The following is a 15,501-nucleotide window of genomic DNA, read 5'->3' as shown; positions in this document are numbered from 1 at the left end:
GGACACAACAGCAGATTTCGGCCTTGCCGATGTCCAGAGCAGCCACCCGCTCCACCAGCGGTGCGCTGTCCAGGGTGACGTCGTCATCGACGTCGTTGTCGAGGTTCATCGTCATCACCTCCAACTTGGGACGTGACCTCAAAGGCCGGGTGCCTGTAGGAGCGGTCAGGGAAGGAACTGAATCTGATCCGCGTGCTCGAAGCAACAGTGAAGGGCCCACAAGTCCGCTCCCGCGCCAAACTGATTGACGACCTCAAGGGTCAATGTCGGCCGACGTGAACAGGCACCCGCATGCCCATTTTCTCCCCGGAACGGGCCGCCCGGAACGGGCGCACAGAACTGATTGCCCGTTGTGGTTCCTCGTTCCTCGGAACCACAACGGGCAATCAGTGGGGTCAAAGGGGGCGCGGGTCAGTCCTCGGGCAGGTCGGGACCCTCGATGTCGTACCCACCGAGGAGCTTGGCCATCGCGAGGTGCGGCTTGGCCTCCTCGTGACGCGACTGCCGCTGCAGGGTGCGCCCGAGCAGGAGCAAAGCGTAGTGGTCGTCCTGGTGGTCGACGAGCAGCGCGCGCAGGATCTCCTCGGCGCGGGACAGCTGCGCCGAGTGGTAGTACGAACGCGCGAGGTAGAGCCGCAGCTCGTTCGTGCCGTGCAGCGGCGGCTCGAGGGCGCTCCGGTCGACGAGCTCGGCGAAGAGGGTCGCGGCCTCGGCGTACTGCTCGGCCTCGAAGAGCGCGCGGGCGTTCTCGTACTCGGCAGCGAAGTCTCGGTCGAAGGGCTCGAAGCTCATGGTCACTCCTCGATGGGATTGGCTAGCGCTGTCTTGTTTCTGCCATAGACACCGCTAGCGGGCGGGATCGAGACCGGTCCACCGCGGCGGGCGCGGGTCCCACCGCGGCGAGCGAACGGCATACGACACGACGACGCATCGCCGGCCGGCCGCTCAACGAAACGCGGGCACCCCGGTGAGCGCCTGCCCGATGACGAGCTGGTGCACTTCCGAGGTGCCTTCGTAGGTGAGCACGGACTCGAGGTTGTTCGCGTGCCTCAACACCGGGTACTCGCCGCTGATTCCGTTGGCGCCAAGCAGGGTGCGGCACTCACGCGCGATGGCGATGGCCTCGCGGCACGAGTTGAGCTTGCCGAGGCTGACCTGGTCCGGCGCGAGGTCGCCGGCGTCCTTGAGCCGGCCGAGGTGCAGCGCGAGGAGCATGCCCTTGCCGAGCTCGAGGGTCATGTCGGCGAGCTTGGTCTGGGTGATCTGGTATGCCGCGAGCGGCTTGTCGAAGATCTCTCGCCCCTGCGTGTAGGCGATCGTCGTCTCGAGGCAGTCGCGGGCCGCGCCGAGCGCACCGAAGATGATGCCGAAGCGCGCCTCGGACAGGCAGGACAGGGGACCGGACAGGCCACGCGCCTCGGGCAGCATCGCGTCGGCGGGCAGACGGACACCGTCGAGGACGAGCTCGGACGTGACCGACGCGCGCAGCGAGAGCTTGCCGCGAATCTCGTTGGCGGAGAAGCCTGCTGAGTCGGTCGGCACGACGAAGCCGCGGATCGTCGCACCGTCGCTGTCGTCGCTGCGCGCCCACACGATCGCGACATCGGCGACCGAGCCGTTCGTGATCCACATCTTGGAGCCGTCGAGGACCCAGTCGTCACCGTCGCGGCGCGCGCGGGTGCGCATGCCCGCGGGGTTCGAGCCGAAGTCGGGCTCGGTGAGGCCGAAGCAGCCGATCGCCTCGCCCGCGGCCATCCGCGGCAGCCATTCCTGCTTCTGCTCCTCGCTGCCGAAGCGCCAGATCGCGAACATCGCGAGCGAACCCTGGACCGAGACGAGGGAGCGGATGCCGGAGTCGACCGCCTCGAGCTCGGCGCAGGCGAGGCCGTATGCCGTCGCGCTCGTCCCGGCGCAGCCGTACCCCTCGAGGTGCATACCGAGCAGACCCATCTCGCCGAACTGCCTGGCCAGCTCGCGGACAGGGACCTGCGCGTCCTCGAACCACTGCGCGACGTGCGGTCGGACGTCCTTGTCGAGGCGGGCCCGCACGGTGTCGCGGATGCCGCGGTCCTCGTCGGAGAGGAGTCCGTCGATGCCGAAGAGGTCGAGCGGGTGCTGTACGGGCGAGGAGTCAGCGGGCATGCCCCCAACCTAGGCGAGCCCCAACTTGCCCACGTGGAACGTGGGACCCGCCGCCCCATGGTGGAACCTTTGAGTGAGGTGCGACTACCTTTCCCGCACCTCGCTCAACCTTCTCGCATGGGGCGGAAAAGTTGGGATCAGCGAGAGGTGGCCTCGGCGCGCTTCTTGATGCCGGCGAGGGTGCGTTTCATCCCGGCCGTCAGGTCCCGAGTGAACCGCTCCTGCCCGCCGAGGAACCGGTCGACGAGCGAGTCCGAGAGGGCGGTCGTGCCGGTCGGGTTCTCGCGCTTGTGGGTCAGCCTGGTCCCGGTCGCGGTCGGCTCGAGCTCGAAGGACCAGATCGTCGCGTTCTCCTTGACCCGGAAGGCGAACCGGCGCTCCGGATCGGCCTCGACGACCTTCGCGCGCGTCGGCCACACCTTGAACCCGCTGCGGTTGAGGTTGATCATCCGCGTGCCCTCGGTGACCGGCCGGCCGCGCACGATGGTCCGCACGACCTGTGGCGACTGGGCCGCGATGACGGTCGGCTCGCTCACGAGCGACCAGACGACGGACGGCGGCGCCGCGACCTCGATGGACTCCTCGAGGTCGGGCTTCTTGCGCGCGGACTGCTGTGCCATGACCTCAACCTACCGGCGGTCGTATGCCGTGGAGCTGCGCCGTTCGTCACACTCACCGTCGCCCGTGGTCGCGGGCGTCCGCAGTGTCCGCGCTGGGCATGGAGTGACCCACCGCGGTGACCCACGGCGCGAGGGGCGGGCGAAACTCGGGTGACGCGACGGCATACGGGCGGTCAGACTGCTCTCTCGTGGCGCATCTCGAGGTCAACCAGGTCGGCTTCAGCCTGCCCGACGGCAGGCCGCTGCTCGACGGGGTCCAGTTCCGCGTCGGCGACGGGCAGCGGGTCGCGCTCGTCGGCCCCAACGGCACCGGCAAGACGACGCTGACCCGCATCATCTCCGGCGCCCTCACACCGCACGAGGGTGCGGTCACCCTGAGCGGGACGCTCGCCGTCATGGACCAGTTCGTCGGCAAGGTCCGCGACGACTCGACGGTGCGCGATCTGCTCATTTCCGTTGCGCCAGAACGCATCCGGGCCGCAGCGCGCGCGGTCGACGCGGCCGAGCTGCGGATCATGGAGGTCGACGACGAGCCCGCCCAGCTGGCCTACGCACAGGCGCTCGCGGACTGGGGTGACGCGGGCGGCTACGAGTTCGAGACGACCGTCTGGGACACGGTGACGACGAGCGCCCTCGGTATGCCGTTCGAGCGTGCGCAGTGGCGCGCGGTCACCTCACTGTCGGGAGGCGAGCAGAAGCGGGTCGTCCTCGAGGCGCTGCTCACCGGGCCGGCGGACCTGCTGCTCCTCGACGAGCCGGACAACTATCTCGACGTGCCGGCCAAGCGCTGGCTCGAGGAGCGGCTCATCGCCTCGGACAAGACGGTGCTCTTCATCAGCCACGACCGCGAGCTGCTGTCGCGGGTCGCCACGGCCGTCGTCACTCTCGAGCCGGGGGCACTCGGTGCGACGGCGTGGACGCACCCCGGCTCGTTCGCGACGTGGCACGACGCCCGGGTCGCCCGCAACGAGCGCCTCGACGAGCAGCGCCGTCGCTGGGACGAGGAGCACGCCAAGCTCAAGGCCCTCGTCGTGATGTATCGGCAGAAGGCGGCCTACAACTCCGACATGGCCTCGCGTCTCCAGGCCGCCGTGACCAAGCTCGACCGGTTCGAGAAGGCCGGCCCGCCCGAGAAGGTCGCCATCCCGCAGAACGTGCGGATGCGGCTCACCGGTGGGCGCACGGCCAAGCGCGCCGTCGTCTGCGAGGGGCTCGAACTGCTGGCGCCGGACCCGAGCTCCGGCGCCGACGACCTCATGCGACCCTTCGACCTGGAGGTGTGGTTCGGCGAGCGGGTCGCCGTCCTCGGTTCCAACGGCAGTGGCAAGTCGCACTTCCTCCGGCTCCTCGCCGGCGGCGGCACCGACCCCGAGGCCGAGCATCGACCCGTCGGCGAGATCGCGCCGGAACCGGTGCGGCACAACGGGATCGCGCGGCTCGGATCGCGGGTGCGCCCCGGCTGGTTTGCCCAGACACACGACTCCCCCGCCCTGCGCGGCCGCACCCTGCTCGACATCCTCCACCGCGGCGACGAGCACCGCGCCGGGCGTGGACGGGAGGAAGCGTCGCGCGTCCTGGACCGCTACGAGCTGGCGCGCGCCGGTGAGCAGACGTTCGACAACCTCTCCGGCGGTCAGCAGGCCCGCTTCCAGATCCTCCTGCTCGAACTGAGCGGTGCGACGCTGCTCCTGCTCGACGAGCCGACCGACAACCTCGACCTGCACTCGGCCGAGGCGCTCGAAGCCGCGCTCACGGCATACGAAGGGACGGTCCTCGCGGTGACGCACGACCGCTGGTTCGCGCGCGGCTTCGACCGGTTCCTCGTCTTCGGCAGCGACGGTCGCGTCGTCGAGACGCCGGAGCCGGTGTGGGACGAGGCCCGCGTCGCCCGCGCCCGCTGACCCGACTGATTGCGCACCGTTCGCATCGGCGCACGACACCCCCTGCGAACGGTGCGCAATCAGTCGTCGGAAACCGGGGCCGGAGTGATGAGCGAGAAGTCCTCGCCGTCGGGACCCTTGACCGAGACGAGCCGGCCGTACTCGAACTCGAACGGCTCGTCGTCCGCACGACCGCCCGCCTCCACGACCCGAGCCATCGCCGCGTCGACGTCGTCGACCTCGAACGTCACCGTCCACCGCGGGGGCAGCCGGTCGCCCGGCGACTGCGGCCCCATGCCGCCGGCCGGGACCCCGGTGCCGGGTGGCGTGAACACCGCATACGCCATGTCACCCATCGGCGTGTCCTCGTACGTGTAGCGAAAAACGTTGCCGTAGAACGCCTTCGACTCCTCGAGGTCAGCAGTCACGAGGTCGATCCACGCCACGGCGCCGGGCTCGTGGTGCACCTCGTAGCCGGTGTGCGCGTCTGCCTCCCACGCCCCGAACGCCACCCCCGACGGGTCGACCCACAAGGCGACGCGACCGAACTCCCCGACCTCCATCGGCTCGATGACCGGCTTGGCGCCCGCCCCGATGGCGGCGTCCTCGGTCTCGTCGATGTCGTCGGTCGCGAGGTAGGTCGTCCACATCGACGGCCAGTCCATGTCGTCCGACGGCGGGGAGATCCCGGCGACGCGACGCCCGCCGAGCAGCGCGTTGGTGTAGTGGCCGTAGGCCTCACCGGCATCGTCGAACTCCCAGCCGAGCACGGCCCTGTAGAACTGCTGGCTCCGGTCGAGGTCCTTGACCGTCAGCTCGACCCAGCAGGGGGTGCCGGCGGGCCACTTCTCGGCATGCGTCGCCATGCATCGACCGTATGCCGTCCGCGCGCCATGGCGTCCCGATCTCACCCAAGTGGACGGTTCGGGACACGACCGGGCGTTCCCCGACGGAGTCGGCACCCGGATACACGTATGCCGTGCGGCCCCGGAGGGAGGTGACCGCACGGCATACGTCGGGGAGAGATGCGCGGCGCGCGCAGGGGGAAAGGCGCCGCGCACCTCGGGTCAGGAGGTCTTCAGCGTGAGTCCGTAGACGCTGAGGATCTCGTCCACCGGCTGGAAGTAGGCGATGTTCGGCTGGCCGACCTTCTCGCCGCAGACGCCGTTGACGCCGTAGCCCGCGCCGCCGCTGGTGACGCCCTGCGCGAGGGTGCTCGCCAGCCACGAGCCGCCGGAGTCGCCACCCTCGGTGCAGGTGTTCGACTTCGTCAGGCCGGAGACGGTGCTGTAGGTGCCGTCACCGTTGTTGTAGTTGACGGTGGCGTTCTTGGCCTGGACCGAGCCGCAGGTCCACCCCGTGGTGCGGCCGGACTTGCAGACCGCGGTGCCGACAGCGGCGTTGCTGTAGCCGGAGACGCGGCGGGCGGAGCCGTTGTACATGTCGACGGCGCCGACGCCGGTCCACGTGGACGCGAGGCTCGAGTAGGCGTAGTCGTTGCCCGGGAACGAGTAGGCCTGGGTCTTGCCGAGGTAGGTGCCGTTGCGGTTGAAGCTCTGGTAGCCCTCGGCGCAGTGGCCGGCCGTGATGAAGACGGGCGTGCCGCTGCGGGTGGCGTTGAAGCCGAGCGAGCAGACGTAGCCGGAGAACTCGATCTGCTGGCCGCCGTAGACGTTGGCCTGCGTCGTCATCGTCGCCTCGGTGCCCTCGACCGTGACGCGGCTGGTGTCGACCTTGGCCTTCGTGGCAGCGACCTTGTCGGCGGGGACGGTGAGGACGACCTTGTTCGTCATCGGGTCGGAGTAGGTGGAGATGGCGTCGGCGCCGGCGACGGCCCTGGCGGACTTCTCGGCGGTGGCGAGCTCGGCGGTGTCGTTGGCGACGACCTTGGCGGTGGCGCCCTTGGCCTGCACGGCCTTGGCGGCGGCGGCGTCGGTGACGTTGACGACGAGGGTGCCGGCCTTCTGGTCGATGAACGAGCCGGCGGCCTTGGCGCCGAGGGCCTTCTCGAGGGCGGCGGCCTTGGTGGACAGGCCGTCCTGCGCGGCGATGCGGTCGCGGGCGGTCTCGATCGTGAGTCCGCTGTCCTTCGCGAGCCACTGCGCCGACATCTCGGCGACGGAGTCGTTCGGCTCGGCGCTGGCGGCGCTGGCAGGGGTCGCGTAGAGCGCGGTGGCCGCCACGGCGGCCGAGGCGACGCCGGCCAGGAGGGTGACACTTCGGTGGGTCATGTTTTCTCCTTGGTGGGTGCCACGCGGTGTTTCCGCGGGCACTTTCGACGTTAGGAACCCACGGACTAGTCACCGGTCACGCGGCGCTCCGCATTCGGCCAAGGCTTGGTCAAGGCCCGGCAAAGACCGTCAACGCCGGTCAAGGTCGGCGCGGTGCGGCCCGATGTCACCCCTGCCGATACTCAGGTCTTGACCCGTACTTTGGGACACCCGCGCCGCTCGGCTGTTCCAAAGTGCGGGTCAAGACCCAAGCGCGCGGACGAGACGCATTGCCTGCCCGGCGTAACCGCCACCGAAGAGCACCGCGTGCACGAGCACCGGGTAGAGCTGGTGGAGCCCGACCCGCTCCTCCCAGCCGTCGTCGAGGGGTGCTGCGTCGCGGTATGCCGCGTGGACGCGGTCGAGGTGCGGCGCACCGAAGAGGTCGAGCATCGCGAGGTCGGCCTCTCGGTGGCCGCCGTGGGCGGCGGGGTCGATGAGGACGACGCCGTCCGGGGTCCACATGACGTTGCCCGACCACAGGTCGCCGTGGATCCGGGCCGGGGTGTCGGAGGTGTCGAAATCCCCTGCGGCGCAATGCTCCCCGAGCGCGTCGACCTCGGCGGCCTCGGCCGTCGTGAGCTCGCCGCCATCGACGGCGAGCCGGGTCAGCGACGCCAGCCGGACGGCATACAGCTCACCCCACGTCGACCACTCGCCCACCTCGAGCGGTAGCGGGTCGGACGCCGGCCCGAACCATCCCTCGCCCTCCCAGCCGGGTGGTGCGGCACCCCACGCCGGCGCACCCGTGAGGTGCGTGGCAGCGAGCCCGGCACCGAACTCTTCGGCCGCCGCGACGCTTGGCGGGGCCGGCGTCAGCCGGTCGAGCAGCAACCGGTCCGGCGCCACGTCGCGCACCCCCACGACCCGCGCCCCGCCCTGCGCCGTCGCCTCCCCGAGCCAGCGCAGACCCGCGGCCTCCCACTCGGCGTAGCCCTGCGACGCCCCGGGCACGGACTTGGCGTAGGTCGGCTCGGACGCGCTCACGCCTGCCACGATGTCACGCATGACGCTCGCTCTCGAGACCCGGGACGCCACACCCGAGGACGCCGCCGCGTGCGCCGCGATCTACGCGCACTGGGTCGAGCACTCGACGGCGACGTTCGAGGAGGAGCCACCCGACGCCGCGCAGATGGCCGAGCGCATCGCCACCGCCCAGCGGCGTCACGCCTGGCTCGTGGCCGAGCGCGAGGGGCGCGTGGTCGGCTACGCCTATGGCGGTCCCTTCAAGGCGCGGACGGCATACCGGTTCTCCTGCGAGGTGAGCGTGTACGTCGACGTCACCGAGCGCGGCGGAGGGATCGGCCGGTCGCTCTATGCCGCTCTGCTCGCGCGCATGGAGGAGCTCGGTATGCGGATGGCCTGCGGCGGGGTCACGCTGCCCAACCGGGCGAGCATGGCGCTGCACGAGTCGATGGGGTTCGAGCCGGTGGGGACCTACCGACGGATCGGCTGGAAGCACGGGGCGTGGCGCGACGTGGCGTGGTTCCAGAAGCCGCTCGGCGGGGACGGCCCGCCCGCGTCGCCGGGCGAGTGAAGGAACGAGGACGCGGTCAGTCCTTGGCGGTCGACTCGGGCGCGCCGTAGACGAGCGGGATGTAGTCGGGGTGCCGGCCGATCCATGCCTTGATGAACGGGCACAGCGGCAGCACCTTGCGCGTACCGGCGTCGCGGACGTCGTCGAGGGCGAACTGTGCGAGCGCCGACCCGATCCCCTTGCCCTCGAACTTCGGCTCCACCTCGGTGTGGGTGAAGACGATGAGCTCGTCGGTGAGCTGGTACTCGGCGACACCGGCGAGCTCGTCGCCGAGGCGGGCCTCGTAGCGGTTCTCGTCGGTGTTGTTGGTCACGGTGACGTCAGCCATGCTGGTCATCATGACCGACGTGAAGGTGCTGGCGCCACGAGAGGTGCCCCTCGGTGGCCCTCGATCGATGACCGTGCGCAGGACGCTGCCGCACCGCGACCGCTCCTTCGTCGGGGCGTGGTGCTTCGTCGACCACTACGGGCCGGACGACGTGTCGACCACTGGCGGCATGGACGTCCCGCCGCACCCGCACACCGGACTGCAGACGGTGAGCTGGCTCTTCGAGGGCGAGATCGAGCACCGCGACACCGCCGGCGTCCACGAGATGGTCCGCCCCGGCGAGGTCAACCTCATGACGAGCGGGCACGGCATCGCCCACTCCGAGGTCTCGACGCCGGAGACACGCACCCTGCACGGCGTCCAGCTCTGGGTGGTCCTGCCCGAGGTTGACCGCGACATGGGGCGCGAGTTCCAGCACCACGCAGCACCCTCCGTGCCACTCGGGGAGGGTTGCACCGCAAGGGTTTTCATCGGCACGCTCGCCGGACACACCTCGCCCGTGCAGACCCGAACCCCGCTGCTCGGCGCGGAGCTGACGATCGCGGACGGTGCGACGGTCACGCTCGACGTCGACACGGCATACGAACACGGTCTGCTCGTCGACACCGGCGAGGTGACGTTCGCGGGGCAGCGCCTGGGGCGCGGCGACCTCGGCATCGTCGAGGCGGGCGCGTCGACCCTCACCCTCGAGGCGCACGGCGACGTGCGCGCGGTGCTGCTCGGCGGGACGCCGTATGACGAGGAGATCGTCATGTGGTGGAACTTCATCGGCCGCAACCACGACGAGGTGGTCGCCTTCCGCGAGCAGTGGCAGGCGCGCTCGGAGCGCTTCGGCGAGGTCGAGGGGTATGCCGGCCGGCTGAGCTGGCTGCCCGCACCCGACCTGCCGCGCGGGGAGCTGCGTCCCCGCACCCGCACCGGTCGCCACTGAGGGGTCGCGCGCCGGGCGCGGATGTCGTGCGGCTTGCCAGATACCTAGGGGGGGTATAGTATCGCCGCCATGAGCGAGCACGACAGCCACGCACACGCCTACATCGCGAGCGGCCACAAGGAGGACTACCTCAAGCGGCTGCGGCGCATCGAGGGCCAGGCCCGCGGCCTGCAGCGCATGGTCGAGGACGAGAAGTACTGCATCGACATCCTCACCCAGGTCTCCGCGATGACGAAGGCCCTGCAGTCCGTCGCTCTCGGCCTCCTCGACGAGCACATGAGCCACTGCGTCGCCGACGCCGCCCGCAAGGGCGGTCCCGAGGCCGACGCCAAGCTCAAGGAGGCGAGCGACGCCATCGCCCGCCTCGTCAAGTCCTGACCCCACCCGTCCGAACCATCCCGACCCCCTAACCCAGGAGTCCCCATGAGCACCCAGACCTTCACCGTCACCGGCATGACCTGCGGCCACTGCGTCGCGTCCGTCACCGAGGAGGTCAGCGAGATCGCCGGCGTCGAGAACGTCGACGTCGACCTGGCCACCGGAGCCGTCACCGTCACGAGCAGCGAGCCGCTCGAGGACGACGCTGTGCGCGCCGCCGTCGAGGAAGCCGGCTACCAGCTGGCATGAGCACGCCGGTCCGCGCCGTCGGCTTCGTCGCCGCGTTGGCCGCGGTCTTCGCGCTCGCCCTCGGCCTCGGGCGCCTCGTCGGCCCGGTCGCCGACCGCGCCGACGCGGCATCCTCGGGCGGCCACGACATGAGCCGTATGCCGGGTGGTCCCGGCGAGCCGACCACCGCACCTTCCGGTGCGGCCGGGGCCGGCGACCACGTCCCCGGCGGACTCCAGGTGAGCCAGGGCGGCTTCACCTTCGCCCTCTCTCGGACGACGTTCGCCCCGGGCGCCGCGACCCCGGTGAGCTTCACGATCGAGGGTCGCGACGGAAGGCCGGTCACGGCATACACACCACAGCACGAGAAGGAGCTGCACCTCATCGCGGTGCGTCGCGACTTCAGCGGCTTCCAGCACGTCCACCCGACACGGGCGGCCGACGGCACGTGGAGCACCCGGCTCGACCTCACTCCCGGAAGCTGGCGGCTGTTCGCCGACTTCGCCGCACGAGGTGCCGAGCCGCTGACGCTCGGTGCGGACCTCGTCGTCTCGGGTGACGTGCAGCCGGCCCCCGTCCCCGGTCGAGACGTCCGCACCGCCAGCGTGGACGGCTACACCGTCACCCTCCAGGGCGATGTCGCGCCCGGCGCCGACTCCGAGCTCACCCTGTCGGTGAGCAAGGGCGGGCGGCCGGTCACCGATCTCGACCCCTACCTCGGCGCGTACGGGCACCTCGTCGCGCTGCGCACCGGCGACCTCGCCTACCTCCACGTCCACCCGGAGGGGGAGCCGGGCGATGGCACGACGAGGCCCGGGCCCGACATCACCTTCGGCACGAGCGTGCCGAGTGTGGGGACCTACCGGCTCTTCCTCGACTTCCAGCACGAGGGCGTCGTCCGGACGGCGGAGTTCGTCCTCACCGCGGGCGGTGCGTCGGAGCCTTCCGCGCCGACCTCCTCGCCCACGTCCAGCCCGGAACCCACCGCGTCAGGAGGCAGCAGTGACCACCAGCATTGAGCTCGACATCTCCGGGATGACCTGCGCCTCCTGCGCGAACCGGATCGAGCGCAAGCTCAACAAGCTCGACGGCGTCACGGCGACCGTGAACTACGCGACCGAGAAGGCGCGCGTCGAGTTCCCCGAGACCGTCTCACCGGACGACCTGCTCACCACGGTCCAGTCCGCCGGGTATGCCGCCCGCCTGCCTCGCGTGGACGAGTCGCCTTCTGCGACAGGCGAATCCGAGGAGGAGGTCGACCCGACGCGGTCGCTGCGTGACCGGCTCGTCATCTCGGCGGTGCTCTCGGTGCCCGTCATCGCGATGGCGATGGTCCCGGCGCTGCAGTTCACCTACTGGCAGTGGGCCTCGCTCGTCCTCGCGGCACCCGTCGTCGTGTGGGGTGCCTGGCCGTTCCACCGGGCCGCGTGGGTCAACCTGCGCCACGGCGCGACGACGATGGACACGCTCGTGTCCGTCGGCACGCTCGCCGCGCTCGGCTGGTCGCTCTACGCACTCTTCCTCGGGACGGCGGGCACGCCCGGCATGAAGCACCCCTTCGAGCTCACCGTCGGACGCACCGACGGCGCGGGCAACATCTATCTCGAGGCCGCGGCCGGGGTGACGACGTTCATCCTCGCCGGCCGCTATGCCGAGGCGCGCGCCAAGCGTCGTTCCGGCGCCGCGCTGCGCGCGCTCCTCGAGATGGGCGCGAAGGACGTCGCGGTCGTTCGTGACGGTGTCGAGACGCGGATCCCGGTGTCGCAGCTGGCCGTCGGGGACGAGTTCGTCGTCCGACCCGGCGAGAAGATCGCCACCGACGGCATCGTGGTCGAGGGCTCGTCCGCCGTCGACGCGTCGATGCTCACCGGTGAGTCCGTCCCGGTCGAGGTCGGTGTCGACGACGCCGTCGTCGGTGCGACCGTGAACTCCGGCGGGCGGCTCCTCGTCCGCGCGACCCGCGTCGGCGGGGACACCCAGCTCGCGCAGATGGCGCGGCTCGTCGAGGACGCCCAGAACGGCAAGGCACAGGTCCAGCGGCTCGCGGACCGGATCTCGGGGATCTTCGTCCCCATCGTCATCGCGCTGGCCGTCGGGACGCTGGGCTTCTGGATCGGCACGGGTGGCGGCTGGGCGGCGGCCTTCACGGCGGCCGTTGCCGTGCTCATCATCGCCTGCCCCTGCGCCCTCGGACTCGCGACGCCGACGGCCCTCATGGTCGGCACCGGCCGGGGCGCCCAGCTCGGCATCCTCATCAAGGGCCCCGAGGTCCTCGAGTCGACCCGGCGCATCGACACGATCGTGCTCGACAAGACCGGGACCGTGACCACCGGCGAGATGTCGCTGCGCGATGTCGTCGCTGCCACGGGCGAGGACGCCGACGAGGTCCTCCGCCTCGCCGCCTCGCTCGAGGACGGGTCCGAGCACCCGATCGCGCGGGCCGTCGTGGCCGGGGCGAAGGAGCGCGGCGTGGGAGTCGCGCGGGTGGAGGACTTCACGAGCGTCGACGGCCTCGGGGTGCAGGGCGTCGTCGACGGACACGCCGTCGTCGTGGGTCGGCCGCAGCTGCTCCGCGACTGGTCGATCACCGTCGGTGACGAGCTCGAGTCGGCACTGACCCGGGCCCGTGCCTCGGGCGCCACTCCCGTGGTCGTCGGCTGGGACGGGACGGCCCGCGGCGTCCTCGTCGTCGGCGACACGGTCAAGACGACGTCACGCCAGGCCATCGCGCAGCTGCGCGACCTCGGCCTCACGCCGTGGCTGCTCACGGGTGACAACCCCGAGGCCGCCCGCCATGTCGCGGGGCAGGTCGGGATCGACGCCGACAACGTCATCGCCGACGTCATGCCGGCCGACAAGGTCGACGTCGTGCGCCGCCTGCAGGACGAGGGCAGGGTCGTCGCCATGGTCGGCGACGGGGTCAACGATGCCGCCGCCCTCGCCACGGCCGACCTCGGCATGGCGATGGGAACCGGCACCGACGTCGCGATCGAGGCGAGCGACCTCACGCTCGTCCGCGGTGACCTGCGGGTGGCGCCGGACGCGATCCGGCTCGCCCGCCGCACCCTCTCGACGATCAAGAGCAACCTTTTCTGGGCGTTCGGCTACAACGTCGCCGCGATCCCGCTCGCCATGGCCGGGCTGCTCAACCCGATGATCGCCGGTGCCGCGATGGCCCTGTCGTCGGTCTTCGTCGTGACGAACAGCCTCCGCCTCAAGTCCTTCCGCCCCACGACCTGACCCCGGAACCCCCGACTTATTGCGCAGACTTCGCACCCCACCGTGCGAACTGTGCGCAGTAAGTCGCACTGATTGCCGAATCCGTTCACCCCACCCGAACGGAACCAGCAATAAGTCGGCACTGATTGGCGATTCCGTTCACCCCACTCCGAACGGAACCGGCAATAAGTCGGCGGTGGGCGGGGGAACTAGGGTCGCTGACATGACCACGCCCAGTCTCGGCTCCGACGTCGACCTGCGCTCGGCGTTGCGCACCGCGCTCACGCAGGCGATGCGCTCGCGCGACCGCGCCGCCGCGGCAGCGCTGCGGTCGGCCATCGCCGCCCTCGACAACGCCGAGGCGATCCCCGTCGGCGCCGCCCCAGCAACCCAGGCCTCCCCCATCGCGGGCTCAGCCGTGGGCGTCGGGGCCACCGAGGCGGAGCGCCGAACCCTCACCCACAACGACCAGTTGGACATCGTCGAGACCGAGGTCCAGGACCTGCGCAATGCCGCGGACGAGCTGATCGATACCGGCCACGAGGATCGGGCCGCAGAGCTGCTCCACGGCGCGGACACCCTGCTCGACGTGCTGCGGTCGACGTGACCTCCATCCTCTGGCTCCGTCGGGACCTGCGACGGAGCGACCACCCGGCCCTCCTTGCCGCGCGCGACGCCGCCGACGGCGACCTCGTCGTCGCCTTCGTCGTCGACCCGACGCTGTGGGAAGGCGCCGGAGCCGTTCGTCGGGCCTGGCTCGCCGCCACCCTGCGCGCCACGAACGACGAGTACGACGGCGCGCTCACCCTCCTCTGGGGCGACCCTGCCACCGTCATCCCCGACCTCGCCGAACGCGTCGGCGCGAGCAGCGTGCACGTCACCCGGGAGACGACACCCTTCGGGCGCCGCCGCGACGAGCAGGTCGCGAACTCTCTTGCGACGCAAGGCATCGCGTGGGTCGAGACAGGCACGCCGTATGCCGTGGGGCCGGGTCTCGTCGTCAACGGCAGCGACGCTCCCTACAAGGTCTTCACCCCCTTCGCCAAGGCGTGGCGCCGCCATGGCTGGCCCGACCCGGCGCCCCGCCCCCGCGACCTGCCGCTCATGCACATTGAGGACGACCCCGAGGCGGCCCGGGCCCTCGACGACGCCCTCACCGCACCCGACCTACCCGACATGCCCGAGGCCGGCGAGCGAGCCGCGCACGCGCGGTGGCGCGAGTTCCTCGATGGCGCGCTCACGGCATACACCAACGACCGCGACCGACCGGACGTCGACGCGACGTCGCGCCTCTCCCCCCACCTCAAGCTCGGGACGACCCACCCGCGCACGCTGCTCGCCGACCTCGCGAGCCGGCGAGGCCAGGGCACGGAGACGTTCGTCGACGAGCTCGCGTGGCGCGAGTTCTATGCGGATGTGTTGTGGCACAACCCTTCCAGCGCGTGGAGCGACCTGCGCGACGCGCTGCAGGGCATGGCCTACGACGAACCCGAGGACGCGATCGAGGCATGGCGCACCGGGACGACCGGCTACCCCATCGTCGATGCCGGGATGCGCCAGCTGCTCGCCACGGGGTGGATGCACAACCGGCTCCGGATGATCACCGCGAGCTTCCTCACCAAGGACCTGCACGTGTGGTGGCCGGTCGGGGCGCGGCACTTCCTCGACCACCTCATCGACGGCGACCTCGCCTCGAACAACCACGGCTGGCAGTGGGTCGCCGGCACGGGGACCGACGCGGCGCCGTACTTCCGCGTCTTCAACCCGGTGACGCAGGGCGAGAAGTTCGACCCGAGCGGCGACTACGTGCGGCAGTGGGTGCCCGAGCTGCGACACCTCTCGGGCAAGGCCGTGCACCAGCCGTGGGAGCATCCCGACGGCTACGCGCACGACTACCCGAAGCGGATCGTCGACCATGCGGACGAGCGCCGCGAGGCCCTGCGCCGCCTCGAGGAGACCAAGCGCTGA

The 15,501-nt window shown here is 70.8% G+C and carries 16 protein-coding genes; 9 read left to right on the top strand and 7 right to left on the bottom strand.

The features are described 5' to 3' along the window. Window positions 1-411: 411 nt before the first annotated feature. The 3 genes from BCF74_RS14095 to BCF74_RS14085 all read right to left on the bottom strand — a co-directional run bounded on the left by BCF74_RS14095 (window position 412) and on the right by BCF74_RS14085 (window position 2,762). On the bottom strand, window positions 412-792 hold the full coding sequence (locus BCF74_RS14095; RefSeq protein ID WP_106298596.1) for a tetratricopeptide repeat protein: 381 nt from the start codon (window positions 790-792) through the stop codon (window positions 412-414). Between the two features lie 153 nt (window positions 793-945). After that, window positions 946-2,142 (bottom strand): acyl-CoA dehydrogenase family protein, encoded by a 1,197-nt coding sequence (locus tag BCF74_RS14090; protein WP_106298595.1) that lies wholly within the window; start codon window positions 2,140-2,142, stop codon window positions 946-948. A gap of 137 nt (window positions 2,143-2,279) precedes the next feature. After that, complete coding sequence (locus BCF74_RS14085; RefSeq protein ID WP_106298594.1) at window positions 2,280-2,762, bottom strand: SRPBCC family protein; 483 nt, start codon at window positions 2,760-2,762, stop codon at window positions 2,280-2,282. Window positions 2,763-2,950: 188 nt separating this feature from the next. Here BCF74_RS14085 and BCF74_RS14080 point away from each other — a divergent pair, with 188 nt between their 5' ends. Beyond that, window positions 2,951-4,663, top strand: a complete 1,713-nt coding sequence (locus BCF74_RS14080) for an ATP-binding cassette domain-containing protein (RefSeq protein WP_106298593.1) — start codon at window positions 2,951-2,953, stop codon at window positions 4,661-4,663. 59 nt (window positions 4,664-4,722) lie between these two features. Here BCF74_RS14080 and BCF74_RS14075 read toward each other — a convergent pair whose 3' ends face one another. The 3 genes from BCF74_RS14075 to BCF74_RS14065 form a co-directional block, all read right to left on the bottom strand. Then, entirely contained in the window at window positions 4,723-5,508 is a 786-nt protein-coding gene (locus BCF74_RS14075; protein ID WP_106298592.1) for a VOC family protein, read from the bottom strand. A 201-nt stretch (window positions 5,509-5,709) separates the two neighbouring features. Then, the gene (locus BCF74_RS14070) at window positions 5,710-6,873 is read right to left on the bottom strand and encodes a S1 family peptidase (RefSeq protein ID WP_106298591.1); all 1,164 of its coding nucleotides are present in this window, start codon (window positions 6,871-6,873) and stop codon (window positions 5,710-5,712) included. A 240-nt stretch (window positions 6,874-7,113) separates the two neighbouring features. Continuing rightward, a complete protein-coding gene (locus BCF74_RS14065; RefSeq protein ID WP_245889372.1) occupies window positions 7,114-7,899 on the bottom strand; it encodes a fructosamine kinase family protein in 786 nt (261 codons plus the stop codon). Window positions 7,900-7,918: 19 nt separating this feature from the next. Here BCF74_RS14065 and BCF74_RS14060 point away from each other — a divergent pair, with 19 nt between their 5' ends. Continuing rightward, window positions 7,919-8,449, top strand: a complete 531-nt coding sequence (locus BCF74_RS14060; RefSeq protein ID WP_106298589.1) for a GNAT family N-acetyltransferase — start codon at window positions 7,919-7,921, stop codon at window positions 8,447-8,449. Between the two features lie 16 nt (window positions 8,450-8,465). Here the strand turns inward: BCF74_RS14060 and BCF74_RS14055 are convergent, their stop codons facing one another. Further along, the gene (locus tag BCF74_RS14055; RefSeq protein ID WP_106298588.1) at window positions 8,466-8,777 is read right to left on the bottom strand and encodes a GNAT family N-acetyltransferase; all 312 of its coding nucleotides are present in this window, start codon (window positions 8,775-8,777) and stop codon (window positions 8,466-8,468) included. Between the two features lie 10 nt (window positions 8,778-8,787). On the opposite strand from BCF74_RS14055, the gene BCF74_RS14050 reads away from it, so the two are divergent. From BCF74_RS14050 to BCF74_RS14020, 7 genes are all read left to right on the top strand, one after another. Then, complete coding sequence (locus BCF74_RS14050) at window positions 8,788-9,708, top strand: pirin family protein (RefSeq protein ID WP_218279280.1); 921 nt, start codon at window positions 8,788-8,790, stop codon at window positions 9,706-9,708. 69 nt (window positions 9,709-9,777) lie between these two features. Continuing rightward, window positions 9,778-10,086 (top strand): metal-sensitive transcriptional regulator, encoded by a 309-nt coding sequence (locus BCF74_RS14045; RefSeq protein WP_106298587.1) that lies wholly within the window; start codon window positions 9,778-9,780, stop codon window positions 10,084-10,086. 45 nt (window positions 10,087-10,131) lie between these two features. Beyond that, window positions 10,132-10,335 (top strand): heavy-metal-associated domain-containing protein, encoded by a 204-nt coding sequence (locus tag BCF74_RS14040; protein ID WP_106298586.1) that lies wholly within the window; start codon window positions 10,132-10,134, stop codon window positions 10,333-10,335. Further along, the gene (locus tag BCF74_RS14035; RefSeq protein ID WP_106298585.1) at window positions 10,332-11,333 is read left to right on the top strand and encodes a hypothetical protein; all 1,002 of its coding nucleotides are present in this window, start codon (window positions 10,332-10,334) and stop codon (window positions 11,331-11,333) included. The genes BCF74_RS14040 and BCF74_RS14035 overlap by 4 nt, the downstream gene beginning before the upstream one ends. 16 nt (window positions 11,334-11,349) lie before the next feature. After that, complete coding sequence (locus BCF74_RS14030) at window positions 11,350-13,554, top strand: heavy metal translocating P-type ATPase (RefSeq protein WP_106298602.1); 2,205 nt, start codon at window positions 11,350-11,352, stop codon at window positions 13,552-13,554. Between the two features lie 202 nt (window positions 13,555-13,756). Next, complete coding sequence (locus BCF74_RS14025) at window positions 13,757-14,140, top strand: hypothetical protein (protein WP_106298584.1); 384 nt, start codon at window positions 13,757-13,759, stop codon at window positions 14,138-14,140. Then, a complete protein-coding gene (locus BCF74_RS14020) occupies window positions 14,137-15,501 on the top strand; it encodes a cryptochrome/photolyase family protein (protein WP_106298583.1) in 1,365 nt (454 codons plus the stop codon). Before BCF74_RS14025 ends, BCF74_RS14020 begins: the two co-directional genes overlap by 4 nt.

It is taken from the genome of Knoellia remsis (assembly GCF_003002895.1).
GTDB classification, from domain to species: Bacteria; Actinomycetota; Actinomycetes; order Actinomycetales; family Dermatophilaceae; genus Knoellia; species Knoellia remsis.
The sequence above is the reverse complement of the archived record's forward strand: the minus strand, read 5'-3'. Positions and strand labels throughout refer to the sequence as shown.

Bases quoted from the DNA above. Each gene is read 5' to 3' on its own strand.
- BCF74_RS14070 (WP_106298591.1), bottom strand. From the start codon at position 6,873: ATGACCCACCGAAGTGTCACCCTCCTGGCCGGCGTCGCCTCGGCCGCC.
- BCF74_RS14075 (WP_106298592.1), bottom strand. From the start codon at position 5,508: ATGGCGACGCATGCCGAGAAGTGGCCCGCCGGCACCCCCTGCTGGGTC.
- BCF74_RS14035 (WP_106298585.1), top strand. From the start codon at position 10,332: ATGAGCACGCCGGTCCGCGCCGTCGGCTTCGTCGCCGCGTTGGCCGCG.
- BCF74_RS14030 (WP_106298602.1), top strand. From the start codon at position 11,350: ATGACCTGCGCCTCCTGCGCGAACCGGATCGAGCGCAAGCTCAACAAG.
- BCF74_RS14095 (WP_106298596.1), bottom strand. From the start codon at position 792: ATGAGCTTCGAGCCCTTCGACCGAGACTTCGCTGCCGAGTACGAGAAC.
- BCF74_RS14090 (WP_106298595.1), bottom strand. From the start codon at position 2,142: ATGCCCGCTGACTCCTCGCCCGTACAGCACCCGCTCGACCTCTTCGGC.
- BCF74_RS14050 (WP_218279280.1), top strand. From the start codon at position 8,788: ATGACCGACGTGAAGGTGCTGGCGCCACGAGAGGTGCCCCTCGGTGGC.
- BCF74_RS14045 (WP_106298587.1), top strand. From the start codon at position 9,778: ATGAGCGAGCACGACAGCCACGCACACGCCTACATCGCGAGCGGCCAC.
- BCF74_RS14085 (WP_106298594.1), bottom strand. From the start codon at position 2,762: ATGGCACAGCAGTCCGCGCGCAAGAAGCCCGACCTCGAGGAGTCCATC.
- BCF74_RS14060 (WP_106298589.1), top strand. From the start codon at position 7,919: ATGACGCTCGCTCTCGAGACCCGGGACGCCACACCCGAGGACGCCGCC.
- BCF74_RS14025 (WP_106298584.1), top strand. From the start codon at position 13,757: ATGACCACGCCCAGTCTCGGCTCCGACGTCGACCTGCGCTCGGCGTTG.
- BCF74_RS14040 (WP_106298586.1), top strand. From the start codon at position 10,132: ATGAGCACCCAGACCTTCACCGTCACCGGCATGACCTGCGGCCACTGC.
- BCF74_RS14055 (WP_106298588.1), bottom strand. From the start codon at position 8,777: ATGGCTGACGTCACCGTGACCAACAACACCGACGAGAACCGCTACGAG.